This window comes from Kocuria sp. GQ42 (genome assembly GCF_059758435.1).
In genome coordinates, this window is record NZ_JCAXEN010000009.1 from 31,731 (window position 1) to 45,723 (window position 13,993).

The window sequence follows — 13,993 nt, forward strand, 5'->3', positions numbered from 1 at the left end:
CCCCGTGCGGGGCGCCCCGGGTCAGGGTCGGATCACTCCGAGGTGACGACGACGTCCTCGACCTCGACGCGGCCGAAGCTGTTGACGTAGACCTCGCCCACGTTCTCCGAGTGGGCGTACTGCACGAGCCCGAAGAACAGCGGCGTGGCCGGCATGTCGGCCACGAGCAGGTCCTCGGCCTCCTGGTAGGCCTGGATCGCCGTGTCGATCGAGTCGGCGGCGTTGCCCTCCTGCAGCTTGGCGTCGAACTCCTCGTTCGAGTAGAACGTCACGTTCGAGCCGGCCGGCGGCAGGGCCGCCGTGGAGTACGTCGGGCCGAGCATGTTCTCCATGACCGGGTAGTCCATGATCCAGCCGGAGCGGAACGGGCCGGTCATGCCCTTCTCGTCCTGCTTGGGCAGGTACTCGGCGAACTGGAGGTCGCCGCGCAGCTGGTACTCGACGCCCAGGTTCTCGCGGAGCTGGTTGCCGACGGCCTGCATCCACTCCTCGTGGCCGGCGCCGGCGTTGAACCACAGGTCCACGGGCTCGGACTTGTCGAAGCCCGCCTCGTCGAGCATCCGGTTGGCCTCCTCGACGTTCAGCTCGCACGCGTCGCAGGCGTCCTCGCGGTGGCCGTCGATCACGGGCGAGACGAAGGACGCGGCCGGGGTGCGGGAGCCCTGGAAGATCGCGTCGGTGATCGCCTGCCGGTCGATGGCCATGGAGAAGGCCCGGCGGACCTCCGGGTCGGCGAAGCGCTCGTCGTAGGTCGGGAAGCCGAGCGCGGTGATGTCGCCGCGCGGGGTGGTCTTGAACCGCTCGCCGAACTGGTCCTCGGCGGAGGCGATGGCGTCCGGCGGGATCTGGTCGACCACGTCGAGCGAGCCGGCCTGGAGGTCGTTGTAGGCGGTGTTGATCTCGGTGTAGACGCGGAACTCCACGGCGGCGGCCTTGGCCGGCTCGTCGCCGCCGAACTCGTCGTAGCGGGTCAGCGTGATGCCCTGGCCCTCCTGGAAGGCCTCGTCCGCCTTGAACGGGCCGTTGCCGATCGGCTGCTCGCCGAAGCCCTCGGGGTCCTCGAAGAACGCCTCCGGCATCGGGAAGAACGCGGTGTAGCCGACGGTGGTCGGCCACTGCGCGTAGGGCTCGCTGAGGGTGACCTCGAAGGTCTGCTCGTCGACGACGCGCAGACCGGACATCTCGGTGGCGGTGGGGCTCGCGCCCTCCTCGCCCTGGAGGGCGTCGTAGCCCTCGACGTTGGAGAAGAAGTAGGAGTTGCCCTGCGCGTTCTCGCTGTTGGCCACGTAGTTCCACGAGTCCACGTAGCTCTGGGCGGTCACCGGGGACCCGTCGTGGAAGGTCCAGCCGTCCTTGAGGCTGACCGTCCACGTCGTCTGGTCCTCGGACTCGATCGACTCCGCGACGCCGGTGTAGACCGCCTCGTTGGACTCCCGGTCGTACTCGACCAGGCCGGTCCAGAGCGCGTCGACGACCTGACCGCCCTCCGTCTCGCCGGTGTTGCCGGGCAGCAGCGGGTTCTCGGGCTCGCCGATGTACACGCTGAAGGTGCCGTCGCCGCCGCCCTCGGCGGAGGTGCCCCCGCCGTCTCCCCCGCCGCACGCGGTGAGCAGCAGGGCTCCGGAGAGCGCCACTGACGTGCCCGCGATCCGCTTCGTTCTCATCGTTTCCTCCATGGGTCGATACGGGCCCGCCAGGAGTGCTGGGTTCGCAGTCCGAGGGGGACGGGGCCACGCCGGGGCGAGCACGGGGCTCGCGTCGTGGAGCACGGGGCTCCGGGTCCGACGTGACGGAGATCACCGTTCGCCGCACCCAGAAGAAATCTATGTGGTCCGTTCGGGGGACGACAGCAGACACGCCAGAAGAAACAGGAACCGCCGGTATCAGTTACCCATTCGTAACAACAGCGTCGGGCGACGGGCCGCTTCCGGACCGATGGGCGGCTCAGTCGGCGACGGCCAGCCCCCTGACCCCCGCCCCGGGAGCGGCGGAGCGCAGCACGGAGCGCACCTCGCCCAGCTCCGTCGCGGAGGCCTCGGCGAGGAGGCAGAGCGGGACGCCGTGCCGCGCCGCCCAGCGGATCTCGGCGTGCAGGGCGCTCACCGCCCGGTCCAGTGCCCAGCGCGCCGACTCGAGGGCGCCGTCGAGGGGGGCGACGTCGAGACCGACGCCCAGCTCCTCGCCGGAGGCCACGGCGTCGAGCACGTGGTCGAGCGCCCACTCCGCGGCCTCCACCTCTCCCGCCGCGGTGAAGGCCCGCTGGAGGAGCCCGGCGGGGTGCAGACCGAGGCCGTCGTCCTGGCGGTCGGGGGCAGCGCCGTCGGGGCGCTCCGGGAGCAGCGGGACGTGGACGGGGTCGACCGACCGGAACGCCGGCCGGGGGGACAGTGCACTGCTCATCGTCGAACCTTCCTCAGGACCTGCAACCGCGCCCCCACCCGGCGCCCGGCGCCGGCCGGAGAGGCCTGCTCCCATGGAACCAGCGGCCCCGGCGGACTTCCAGAGGGGCGCCGGTGAACACGTCACAAACACGTTGTGACCTGCGACAATGCAAACGCGTCAAGTGGACAGGAGAGGGTCCGGCTCCTAGGGTCGGAGGCGGCCCGAGGGGGATTCGGGACCGCCGCCGCACCGGGCCCCCGCCCGGGCGCACCGACGTCCGCACCGGCCCCTCCCCCGGGACCGGCCGGACGTCCCACCGGCCGGCCGCCCGGATCCCCGCGAGCCGCCCCGTCCGCGCGCACCCCCTGCGCACCCCCGCGCACGGGCCGCACCGGTCCCCGCCGGCAGCGGTCACGATCCCCTGCGCGCCCCCGCCCCCCGGAGATCCCATGAGCCGAACGTCCGAAGCCCCCACGACCGGCACCACCCGCACGACCGCCGCGGCCCCCGCCCGCAGACCCCGCCTCATCGCCGTGGACGCCGCCCGCGGCCTGGCGCTGATCGGCATGATCGCGGTCCACATCCTGCCCGCCCACGACCCCGAGACCTTCGAGCCCACCCTCCAGTGGACCCTGTTCGGCGGGCGCGCCGCGGCGCTGTTCGCCCTGCTGGCCGGGCTGAGCCTGGCGTTCTCCTCGGGCGGGCGCACCCCGCACCGGGGCCGAGCGCTGACGGCCACCCGCGCCGGCCTGGTGGTGCGGGCCCTGCTCATCGCCGCCGCCGGGCTGGCGATCAACCAGGTCATGCCGTCCCCGGCGCCCGCGCTCGGCATCCTCGTCTACTACGGCGCGTTCTTCCTGCTCGCCGTCCCGCTGCTGGGCCTGCGGCGCCGCACGCTGGCCGCCGTCGCGGCGCTCGCCGCGGTCCTGGGCCCCGTGCTCGTGCACGTCCTCGGCCCCGCCCTGCCCCAGGCCGGGGCCGTGAACCCCACCCTCGGCAGCGCGCTCGCGGACCCGGGCGCCACCCTGGCCCAGGTGCTGCTGACCGGGACCTACCCGGCCGTGCCCTACCTGACGTACCTCTGCGCCGGCCTGCTCCTCGGGCGGACCGACCTGCACGAGGTCGTGGTGCGGGTCCGGATCGCCGTGGCCGGCGTGGTCCTGGCGCTCGGGGCCTGGTTCGTCTACTGGGTGCTGGTCCTGCAGGCCGGCGGCTACGACCAGCTGCTGCGGCACACCCCGTGGTTGAGTGAGGACCAGGTCGACGAGATCCTCGTCTGGGGCCCGAGCCCGGACCTGCCCACCTCCACGTGGTGGTGGCTGCTCACCCCCGGACCGCACAGCAACACCCCGGTGACGCTGCTCATGGACCTGGGCACCGGCCTGGCCGTGCTGGGGCTCTTCCTGCTCCTCGCGCGCCCGAACCGGCTGTGGACCACCCTGGGCGCCATGGGGGCCCGCACCCTGACCCTGTACTCGGCCCACCTGCTCGCCCTGGCCACGACGCTCCACTACGAGGACCGCGCGCTCTGGTTCGCCGTGCACGTGGCCGTGGCCGCCGGCTTCGCCGTGCTCTGGCAGTCGATGTTCGGCCAGGGACCGCTCGAGCGGGTGGTCGCGGCCGCCGTCCGGGGCACCCGCCGCCTGGTCCTGGGCACCCCCGCCCGGACGGCGGAGTCCCCGCGGGGCTAGCGGATCCCGCGCGCCGGCGGGGTCCGCGCCCGCGCCGCCCGCCGGTGTGGCTCCTGACACACCGGCGGGCTATGCTCCTGACATGTCACGATTCAGTCCCCTGGAGTGGCCGGTCCTCCGGCAGATCCGTTCGGGCGACCTGCTCGGTCGCGGCCCGGCGGTGACCTCGGAGCGCACCCGGACGACGAGCCCGCGCACGACCACCGCGGACCGGGTCGTGCAGAGCGTCTGCCCGTACTGCGCGGTCGGCTGCGGCCAGCGGGTGTACGTCAAGGACGAGAAGGTCGTCCAGATCGAGGGCGACCCGGACTCGCCGATCTCCCGCGGCCGCCTGTGCCCCAAGGGCGCGGCCAGCGAGCAGCTGGTCAACGCGCCCGGCCGGCAGACCGAGGTGCTCTACCGCGCACCCCGGGCCACCGAGTGGCAGCGGCTGGACCTCGGCACCGCCCTCGAGATGGTGGCCGACCGCGTCCTCGAGGCCCGCCGCAACGGCTGGCAGGACGCCGACGAGCAGGGCCGTCCGCTGCGCCGCACGATGGGCTTCGCCGCCCTGGGCGGCGCCACGCTGGACAACGAGGAGAACTACCTCATCAAGAAGCTCTTCACCGCCGCGGGAGCGATCCAGATCGAGAACCAGGCCCGTATTTGACACTCCGCCACGGTTCCCGGTCTGGGAGCCTCGTTCGGACGTGGCGGTGCCACGCAGTCCCTGCAGGACATGGCCAACGCCGACTGCATCGTCATCCAGGGCTCCAACATGGCCGAGTGCCACCCCGTGGGCTACCAGTGGGTGACGGAGGCCAAGGCCCGCGGCGCCCGGGTCATCCACGTCGACCCGCGCTTCACCCGCACCTCGGCGGTCGCTGACAAGCACGTCCCGATCCGGGCCGGCTCGGACATCGTCCTGCTCGGCGCCCTGGTCAACCACGTGCTCACCCACGACCTGTGGTTCGAGGAGTACGTGCGCGCCTACACCAACGCCGCCACGCTGGTGAACGAGGACTACCGCGACGCCGAGGACCTCGACGGGCTGTTCTCCGGGTTCGACCCGGAGACCGGCCAGTACGACATGTCCACCTGGGCCTACGCCGAGAACGAGAACGGCGCCGGGGACCACGACGGCAAGGTGGACGCGCCCGCGGGCGACCCCGACGACGGGGCCGAGGAGGGGGCGGAGGCCGTGGACGAGGCCGCCGGCCAGCAGCTCGGCAGCGGCGGCGCCCCGATGGAGCACGCCCGCATGCAGCGCGACGAGACCCTGCAGGACCCCCGGACGGTGTTCCAGATCCTCAAGCGGCACTACGCGCGCTACACCCCCGAGATGGTGCAGGAGGTGTGCGGCGTCTCCCCCGAGGACTTCGCGTACCTGGCCCGCTCCATCACGGAGAACTCCGGGCGGGAGCGGACCACGTGCTTCGCCTACGCCGTGGGCTGGACCCAGCACAGCCTGGGCGCGCAGTACATCCGCACCGCGTCCATCCTGCAGCTGCTGCTGGGCAACATGGGCCGCCCCGGCGGCGGGATCATGGCCCTGCGCGGGCACGCCAGCATCCAGGGCTCGACCGACATCCCCACGCTGTTCAACCTGCTGCCCGGCTACCTGCCCATGCCGGTCGCCGGCACCCACGACACGTTCGACGACTACCTGGCCGCGATCGCGTCGAAGAAGCAGAAGGGCTACTGGGCCGAGGCCGACGCCTACACGACGAGCCTGCTCAAGGCCTGGTGGGGGGACGCCGCCACCGCGGACAACGACTGGGCCTACGACTACCTCCCGCGCCTCACCGGCGCGCACGGCACCTTCCAGACACTGACGAAGATGCTCGACGACGAGGTGGAGGGCTACTTCCTGCTCGGCCAGAACCCCGCGGTGGGCTCCTCCAACGGCCGGATGCAGCGGATGGCCATGTCCCACCTCAAGTGGCTGGTGGTGCGGGACCTCAACCTCATCGAGTCGGCGACCTGGTGGAAGGACGGCCCGGAGATCGCCTCGGGCGAGCTGCGCACCGAGGACATCGAGACCGAGGTGTTCTTCCTGCCCGCGGCCACGCACGTGGAGAAGTCGGGCACCTTCACCCAGACCCAACGGCTGCTGCAGTGGCGCCACCAGGCCGTGGCCCCGCCGGGCGAGTGCCAGAGCGAGCTGCAGTTCTTCTTCGAGCTGGGCCGGCGGATCCGGGAGCGGCTGGCCGGGTCCGGGGACGAGCGCGACCGCCCGCTGCTCGACCTCACCTGGGACTACCCCGTCGACGAGCACGGCGAGCCGGACCCCGAGGCGGTGCTCGCCGAGATCAACGGCCGGCACCTCACCGGCCCGGACGCCGGGAAGCCGCTGTCCTCGTACACCGAGATGCGGGCCGACGGCTCGACCTCCGGCGGCTGCTGGATCTACACCGGGGTCTACGCCGACGGCGTCAACCGTGCCGCCGCCCGCAGGCCCGGCGGGGAACAGGGCCCCGCCGCGCTCGAGTGGGGCTGGGCGTGGCCGGCCAACCGTCGGCTGCTCTACAACCGCGCCTCGGCGGACCCGGAGGGCCGGCCCTGGAGCGAGCGCAAGAAGCTCGTGTGGTGGGACGAGGAGCAGGACCAGTGGGCCGGGGACGACGTGCCCGACTTCCCGCTCCACCTCGCCCCGGGCACCCGCCCCGACCCCGACGCCGGGGGCGCGGCCGCGCTCGCCGGCGACGACCCGTTCATCATGCAGGCCGACGGCAAGGGCTGGCTGTACGCGCCCAAGGGCGTGCTGGACGGGCCGCTGCCCACGCACTACGAGCCGCAGGAGTCGCCGGTCGCCAACGCCCTGTACAGCCAGCAGCGCAACCCCTCGCGGGTGCTGTTCGCCCGCCAGGACAACCTCACCGCCCCGAGCGCCGGGGAGCCGGGGGCGGACGTGTACCCCTACGTGTTCACCACGTACCGGCTCACCGAGCACCACACCGCCGGCGGCATGAGCCGGTGGCTGCCGTACCTCTCGGAGCTGCAGCCGGAGATGTTCTGCGAGGTCTCCCCCGAGCTGGCCGCCGAGTGCGGGCTGGAGCCGTACGGCTGGGCCACGATCGTCTCGCCCCGCGCGGCGATCGAGGTGCGGGTGCTCGTCACCGAGCGGATGACCCCGCTCGTGGTGCGCGGGCACACCGTGCACCAGATCGGACTCCCGTACCACTGGGGCGTGGGCGACGACGCCGTGGTCAGCGGCGACTCCGCCAACGACCTGCTGGGCCTGACCCTCGAGCCCAACGTGCAGATCCAGGACTCCAAGGTGGGCTCGTGCCACATCCGCCCGGGCCGCCGGCCGCGGGGTCCCGAGCTGCTCGACCTGGTCCTGGAGTACCAGCAGCGCGCGGGCGCCACCGTGGAGACCGGCAACACCCGGATCGACGTCCCCGGCACCGACCGGAGCACCGATCCGGGCACCGACCCGACCACCGACCCGATGAGGGAGCACTGATGGGCCAGCTGGCCGGACCGACCGATCCCACGGCCGACGCGCACTGGGAGCACGCGCACGCGCGGAAGGGCTTCTTCACGGACACCTCGATCTGCATCGGGTGCAAGGCCTGCGAGGTGGCCTGCAAGGAGTGGAACCAGAACCCCCAGGACGGGGACCTCGAGCTGCTCGAGTCCTCCTACGACAACACCGGCGCCCTCGGCGCCAGCACCTGGCGGCACGTGGCGTTCGTCGAGCAGGACAACGAGCGGATCGAGGAGGCCCGCGAGTCCGGGCGCAAGCTCGTGAGCCTGGGCATGCCGCGGGTCGGCCCGCCCGAGGCGCGCCCGCAGCCGGCCGCCGGGGACACCACCCCGCCGGACACCCCGGAGTTCCGCTGGCTGATGTCCTCGGACGTCTGCAAGCACTGCACGCACGCCGGGTGCCTCGACGTGTGCCCCACCGGGGCGCTGTTCCGCACCGAGCACGGCACCGTGGTGGTCCAGGACGACGTGTGCAACGGGTGCGGCACCTGCGTGGCGGGCTGCCCGTTCGGCGTGATCGAGCGGCGCACCGACGGCACGGCCGCCCCGCGCACGGAGCGGGACGGGCAGCCGGGCAAGCCGGACAAGCCTGCGGTGAAGAACGTGGGCGTCGCCCAGAAGTGCACCCTGTGCTACGACCGCATGGTGGACGACCAGACGCCCGCGTGCGCGCAGACGTGCCCCACGACGTCCATCAAGTACGGCGAGCACGACGACATGGTCGAGTCGGCCCGGCACCGGGTCGCCGAGCTGCACGCCGAGGGGCGCACCGAGGCGCGGCTCTACGGCGCCAACGAGCTGGACGGCGTGGGCGGCACCGGCTCGGTGTTCCTGCTGCTCGACGAGCCGGAGGTCTACGGGCTTCCGCCCGACCCGCGGGTGCCGACCGCGGACCTGCCCCGGATGTACCAGCGGGCCGGGCTGGCCGCGGCGGGCATGCTCGCCGCCGCCGCCCTGGCCTTCGCGGGGGGCCGCTCGTGAGCCTGTCCGAGTTCGACGGCTACCGTCCGCCCGAGCCGCCGCGCCGCCGGCGGCGGGACGGCCCGCGCCGCCGGGGCGCCGGGCAGGGCGGCGGCGACGGCTCCCGGGAGATGCCGATGGTCCCGGAGCCGGAGTTCGGCTCCTACTACGGCCGCCCGGTGGTCAAGCCGGCGCCCTGGGGCCACGAGGTCGCCGCGTACCTGTTCCTCGGCGGAGTGGCGGGCGGCTCCGCGCTGCTCGCGCTCGGCGGTCAGCTCACGGGCCGTGCCGAGCTGCGCCGCAACGCCCGGCTGGGGTCGGTGACCGCGCTCGGTCTCGGCGGCGCGGCGCTGGTCGCGGATCTCGGCCGCCCGGAGCGTTTCCTGCACATGCTGCGCACGTTCAAGCCGACCTCGCCGATGAGCATGGGCACGTGGATCCTCAGCGCGTTCGGGGCCGGCATGGGGACCGCGGTCGCGGCCGAGGTGGACCGGATGACCGGCTCCCGTCTTCCGCTGGGCCCGCTGCGCCCGGTGCTGCGCGCCGTGGAGGGCCCGGCCGGCGTCGAGGCCGCGGTCTTCGCCGGCCCGCTCGCCGCGTACACCGCGGCGCTGCTCTCCGACACGGCGACGCCCACCTGGAACGCCGCCCGCGAGGACCTGGCGTTCGTCTTCGTGAGCTCGGCGAGCCTCGCCTCGGGCGGTCTGGCGATGGTCACCACCTCGGTCGGCGAGGCCGGCCCCGCCCGGCGGCTGGCCGTGCTGGGCGTGGCCGGTGAGCTGATCGCCACGAAGCTGATGGAGCGCCGGATGGACCCGGTGGCGGCCGAGCCGCTGCACCACGGCCAGGCCGGGACCATGCTGGCGTGGAGCGAGCGGCTGGCGGTCGCCGGCGGTCTCGGCACGCTGCTGGGCGGGCGGCACCGGGCCGTCGCCGCGGTCTCGGGGCTGGCGCTGCTGGCGTCCTCGGCCCTCACCCGGTTCGGCGTGATGGAGGCCGGTCTGCACTCGGCCGTGGACCCCCGCTACACGATCGAGCCGCAGAAGGCCCGGCTGGCCGCCCGGCGTGCCGCCGGGATCACCGACGACTCGATCACGACCGTCGGCTGAGCGCCCGGCGCCGTGCCCCGGCGGGGCTCAGCGCACCTGGAGGCCGGACCCGGCCACGGTGTGGCCCACCACGGGGCACCCCGGCACCTCGCCGACCACGAGCAGGCCGCCCGATGTCTGCGCGTCGGCCAGCAGGAGCAGGTCGTCCTCGGTGACACCGGTCCCCGCCCGCAGGTGCGGGCGCACCCAGTCCAGGTTGCGGCGGGTCCCGCCGGAGACGTAGCCGTCCCGCAGCGCCTCGGCCGCGCCCTCGACGAGGGGCACGGCGCTCCGGTCGAGCACGGCGCCCACCCCGGAGGCACGGCACATCTTGTGCAGGTGCCCGAGCAGGCCGAAGCCGGTGACGTCCGTGGCCGCCCGGGCCCCGGCCGCCAGCGCCGCCTCGGCCGCGTCCCGGTTGAGCCGGGTCATCGTGGCGAGCGCCTCGGCGAAGACCTCGCCGGTCGCCTTGTGCCGGTTGTTGAGCAGTCCCACGCCGATCGGCTTGGTGAGGGTCAGGGGCAGCCCCGGTGCGGCGGCGTCGTTGCGCAGCAGCCGGTCCGGGTGGGCCACTCCGGTCACGGCCATGCCGTACTTCGGCTCGGGATCGTCGATGGAGTGCCCCCCGATCACCGGGCACCCCGCCTCGGAGGCGACTGCCAGGCCGCCGCGGAGCACCTCGGTCATCAGCTCCATGGGCAGCACGTCGCGGGGCCACCCCACGAGGTTGATGGCCATGACCGGGCGCCCGCCCATGGCGTAGACGTCCGAGAGCGCGTTCGCGGCGGCGATCCGGCCCCAGTCGTAGGCATCGTCGACCACCGGGGTGAAGAAGTCGGCGGTGGACAGCACCGCGAGGTCCTCGCGCACCAGGACGGCCGCGGCGTCGTCGCCGTCGTCGAGACCGACCAGCACGCCGTCCCCCGCCTGGCCGGTGAGGCCCCGGACCGCGTCCTCGAGCTCGCCGGGCGGGATCTTGCACGCGCATCCGCCGCCGTGGGCGAAGCCGGTCAGGCGGACCGTCCCGGGCGCGGGCAGGGGCGGGGTCGGCGTCCGGGTCTGTTCCATGCCGTCAGCCTACTGGTGACGGCGGTGCTAGGTTGGGTGGCGGAGGCGTCCGGGTCCTGGTGGGCCCCCCGGTCTTCAAAACCGGTGAGGCCGAGCACCTCGGCCTGGCGGGTTCGATTCCCGTCCGCCTCCGCCAAACCCTTGCGCCGCCCACCCGCGCACCGACCACCCGCACCGCGTGCCGCCCGACGAGGAGGGACTGTGGCCCTGGACGACCCGCGCCGCCTGATCCCGCGCACCGACCAGCTCCTGGCCCTGCCGCCCGTCCGCCGGGCGCTCGAGCGGCTGAGCGAGGACGTCGTCCGCGCGCTGGTGCGCGAGACCCAGGACCGGGCGCGGCGCGGCGAGATCGCCCCCGGCGAGGTCGAGCCGGCGGTGCTCGCCGCGCTCGGGGCCCGCTCCGCCTCGAGCCTGACGCCGGTGCTCAACGCCACCGGCGTGGTGGTGCACACCAACCTCGGCCGCGCCCCGCTGTCCGCGGCGGCGCTCGACGCGCTGGTCACGGCCGGCGGGTACGTCGACGTGGAGCTCGACCTGGTGAGCGGCACCCGCTCCCGCCGCGGCGCCGCCGCCCGGGCGGCCCTGCTCGCCGCCTGCCCACCCGCCGAGGACGCCCTGGTCGTCAACAACGGCGCGGCCGCACTGGTGCTGGCCACCACGGCCCTGGCCGCCGGCCGCGAGGTGGTGATCAGCCGCGGCGAGCTCGTCGAGATCGGGGCCGGCTTCCGGCTGCCGGAGCTGATCGAGTCGACCGGCGCCCGGCTGCGCGAGGTGGGCACGACCAACCGGACCCACCTGCGCGACTACGCCGAGGCGATCGGCCCGGAGACCGGCTGCCTGCTCAAGGTGCACCCGAGCAACTTCCGGCTGGAGGGGTTCACCTCGGGCGTCGAGGTCGGCGAGCTGCGGCCGCTGGCCCGGGCCCACGGCCTGCCCCTCGTGGCGGACCTCGGCAGCGGGCTCCTCACCCCGGACCCGCAGCTGCCGTCCGAGCCCGACGCCGCCTCGGCCCTCGAGGGCGGCGCCGACCTCGTCATCGCCAGCGGCGACAAGCTGCTCGGCGGCCCGCAGGCCGGGCTGCTGCTCGGCGGCTCGGACGCCGTCGCCCGGCTGGCCGCCCACCCCCTCGCCCGGGCGGTCCGCGCCGACAAGCTCGCGCTCGCCGCCCTGGAGGCCACGCTCACCGGGGGGCCCGCCCCGGTCACGACCGCGCTGCACGCGGACCCGGACCGGCTCCGCGACCGGGCCGAACGGCTCGGCGCGGCCGTCGGCGCACCGGTGGTCGCCCACGACGGCCGTGTCGGCGGCGGCGGCGCGCCCGGCGTTCCCCTGCCGGGGTGGGCGGTGCGGCTGCCCGAGGCGGCGGCCCCGCTGCTGCGCACCGGCCGCCCCGCCGTGCTCCCCCGGGTCCACGACCGCGCGTGCCTGCTCGACCTGCGCTGCGTGCCCGAGTCCGACGACGAGCGCCTGCGCGCGGCGGTGCAGGCGGCCCTGACCGCCCTGACCGGGGCGGACGGCGGCCCGGGAGGGGCCCGGTGAGCGTGCACGTCGTCGCCACGGCCGGGCACGTCGACCACGGCAAGAGCACCCTGGTGCGGGCCCTCACCGGGATGGAGCCCGACCGGTGGGAGGAGGAGCGCCGCCGCGGGCTGACCATCGACCTGGGCTACGCCTGGACCACGCTGCCGTCCGGGCGCGACGTGGCCTTCGTGGACGTCCCCGGCCACGAGCGCTTCCTCGGCAACATGCTCGCCGGTCTCGGACCGGCTCCCGTGGTCTGCTTCGTGGTCGCCGTCGACGAGGGCTGGCAGGCCCAGTCCGGCGACCACCGCGACGCCGTCGCGGCCCTCGGCATCGAGCACGGCGTGGTGGTGCTCACCCGCGCCGACCGGGCCCCCGGGCGCACCGGCGAGGTCCTCGCCCAGGTCCGCGCGGAGCTGGCCGGGACCGGTCTGCACGACGCGCCCGTGGTCACCGTCTCGGCCCTCGAGGGCACGGGCCTCGACGAGCTGCGCGCCGTCCTCGACGACGTCCTGGCGCGGGCGCCAGCCCCGGCCCAGGGGCGGCTGCGGCTGTGGGTGGACCGGTCCTTCACGATCACCGGTTCCGGCACGGTGGTGACCGGCACGCTGGCCGCGGGATCGCTCCGGCAGGGCGACCGGCTGCACCTGCTCGGGCACGGCGGGGCCGTGCCGGTCGTGGTCCGGGGCATGCACAGCCGGAACGTGCCGCACACCGCGCTGGAGCCGTGCACCCGCGTGGCGCTCAACCTGCGGGGGGTCTCCGCCTCCGACGTGCACCGCGGCGACGCCCTGGTCACCCCCGGCACGTGGCCGCTCACCGACGTCCTCGACGTCCGCCGGGCCACCGGCCCCGCCCTCACGGACACGGCCGAGCACCTCGTGGTCCACGCCGGCACCGCGGCGGTGCCCGCCCGGCTGAGCCCGTTCGACGACGACCACGCCCGGCTGGTCCTGGACCGGCCCCTGCCCCTGGTCCTCGGGGACCGCCTGGTGCTCCGCGACCCCGGCAGCCGCTCGGTGCTCGGCGGCGCCCAGGTCCTCGACGCCGACCCGCCCGCGCTGCGGCGGCGCGGCGACCGGGCGCGCCGCGCCGTCCGGCTCGCCGGCACGGACCTGCGCGGGGACGTCGGCGCGGAGGTGGCCCGCCGCGGCGCGGTGCCGGCGCAGCACCTGCACCGCCTCGGGCTGGTGCCCACCGCGGATGCCACCCCGCCCGGCGACGTGCGCGCGCTCGGCGGCTGGTGGGTGCACGCCCCCGTGCTCGAGTCCTGGACGCAGCGGCTGCGCACCGCCGTGGAGGAGCTGCACGCCCGGGATCCCCTGGCCGCGGGGCTCTCGCGGGGCGCCGCCCGCGACCTGCTCGCGCTGCCCGACGCCGCGCTGGTCGACCCCGTGGTCCGCGACGCCGGCCTGGAGCAGGACGGCGGGCACATCCGGTCCCCGCACCACCGCGGCGGCCTCGGCGCCCACGAGACCGCGGTGCTCGAGCTGGAGCGGCGGCTCGGGGCCGAGCCCTTCCGGAGCCCGGAGGCCGACGACCTGACGGCGCTGCGGCTCGGTGCCCGCGAGCTCGCCGCGGCCGAGCGCACCGGCCGGCTGCTCCGGCTGGGGGACGGCGTCGTGCTGCTCCCCACCGCCCCCGCCCTGGCGATGCGCGAGCTCGCCCGGCTGCCGCAGCCCTTCACCACGAGCCAGGCGCGCCAGGCGCTGGGCACCTCCCGGCGCGTCGCGATCCCGCTGCTCGAGCACCTCGACGCCCGCGGCTGGACCCGGCGGCTGGACGCCGGCCACCGGACCGTGGCGCGCTGAG

9 protein-coding genes and 1 tRNA gene are annotated in these 13,993 nt (G+C 75.0%); 7 read left to right on the forward strand and 3 right to left on the reverse strand.

Annotated elements, in window-relative coordinates; translation table 11 throughout:
* Window positions 1-32 precede the first annotated feature (32 nt).
* Both AC6CH6_RS16705 and AC6CH6_RS16710 read right to left on the reverse strand, forming a co-directional pair.
* A complete protein-coding gene (locus AC6CH6_RS16705) occupies window positions 33-1,664 on the reverse strand; it encodes a peptide ABC transporter substrate-binding protein (RefSeq protein ID WP_498255973.1) in 1,632 nt (543 codons plus the stop codon).
* Between the two features lie 280 nt (window positions 1,665-1,944).
* Window positions 1,945-2,400 carry a hypothetical protein gene (locus AC6CH6_RS16710; RefSeq protein ID WP_498255974.1) on the reverse strand — a complete coding sequence of 152 codons (456 nt, stop codon included), beginning with the start codon at window positions 2,398-2,400 and terminating at the stop codon, window positions 1,945-1,947.
* A 431-nt stretch (window positions 2,401-2,831) separates the two neighbouring features.
* On the opposite strand from AC6CH6_RS16710, the gene AC6CH6_RS16715 reads away from it, so the two are divergent.
* The 4 genes from AC6CH6_RS16715 (at window position 2,832) to nrfD (ending at window position 9,613) form a co-directional block, all read left to right on the forward strand.
* Window positions 2,832-4,073 (forward strand): heparan-alpha-glucosaminide N-acetyltransferase domain-containing protein, encoded by a 1,242-nt coding sequence (locus AC6CH6_RS16715; protein ID WP_498255975.1) that lies wholly within the window; start codon window positions 2,832-2,834, stop codon window positions 4,071-4,073.
* An 82-nt stretch (window positions 4,074-4,155) separates the two neighbouring features.
* Window positions 4,156-7,521, forward strand: a complete 3,366-nt coding sequence (fdh, locus tag AC6CH6_RS16720) for a formate dehydrogenase (protein WP_498255976.1) — start codon at window positions 4,156-4,158, stop codon at window positions 7,519-7,521.
* A complete protein-coding gene (locus AC6CH6_RS16725; RefSeq protein ID WP_498255977.1) occupies window positions 7,521-8,525 on the forward strand; it encodes a 4Fe-4S dicluster domain-containing protein in 1,005 nt (334 codons plus the stop codon). The genes fdh and AC6CH6_RS16725 overlap by 1 nt, the downstream gene beginning before the upstream one ends.
* Window positions 8,522-9,613 (forward strand): NrfD/PsrC family molybdoenzyme membrane anchor subunit, encoded by a 1,092-nt coding sequence (nrfD, locus tag AC6CH6_RS16730; protein WP_368797455.1) that lies wholly within the window; start codon window positions 8,522-8,524, stop codon window positions 9,611-9,613. Before AC6CH6_RS16725 ends, nrfD begins: the two co-directional genes overlap by 4 nt.
* A 27-nt stretch (window positions 9,614-9,640) precedes the next feature.
* On the opposite strand, the gene selD is transcribed toward nrfD, so the two are convergent.
* Window positions 9,641-10,630: a selenide, water dikinase SelD gene (gene selD / locus AC6CH6_RS16735; RefSeq protein ID WP_498256055.1), complete on the reverse strand. Its 990-nt coding sequence runs from the start codon at window positions 10,628-10,630 to the stop codon at window positions 9,641-9,643.
* Between the two features lie 71 nt (window positions 10,631-10,701).
* On the opposite strand from selD, the gene AC6CH6_RS16740 reads away from it, so the two are divergent.
* The 3 genes from AC6CH6_RS16740 to selB all read left to right on the forward strand — a co-directional run bounded on the left by AC6CH6_RS16740 (window position 10,702) and on the right by selB (window position 13,992).
* Window positions 10,702-10,796: transfer RNA gene (locus tag AC6CH6_RS16740), tRNA-Sec, on the forward strand.
* Between the two features lie 65 nt (window positions 10,797-10,861).
* The gene (gene selA / locus AC6CH6_RS16745) at window positions 10,862-12,199 is read left to right on the forward strand and encodes an L-seryl-tRNA(Sec) selenium transferase (RefSeq protein WP_498255978.1); all 1,338 of its coding nucleotides are present in this window, start codon (window positions 10,862-10,864) and stop codon (window positions 12,197-12,199) included.
* 2 nt (window positions 12,200-12,201) lie between these two features.
* Complete coding sequence (gene selB / locus AC6CH6_RS16750; RefSeq protein WP_498256056.1) at window positions 12,202-13,992, forward strand: selenocysteine-specific translation elongation factor; 1,791 nt, start codon at window positions 12,202-12,204, stop codon at window positions 13,990-13,992.
* Window position 13,993 lies beyond the last annotated feature (1 nt).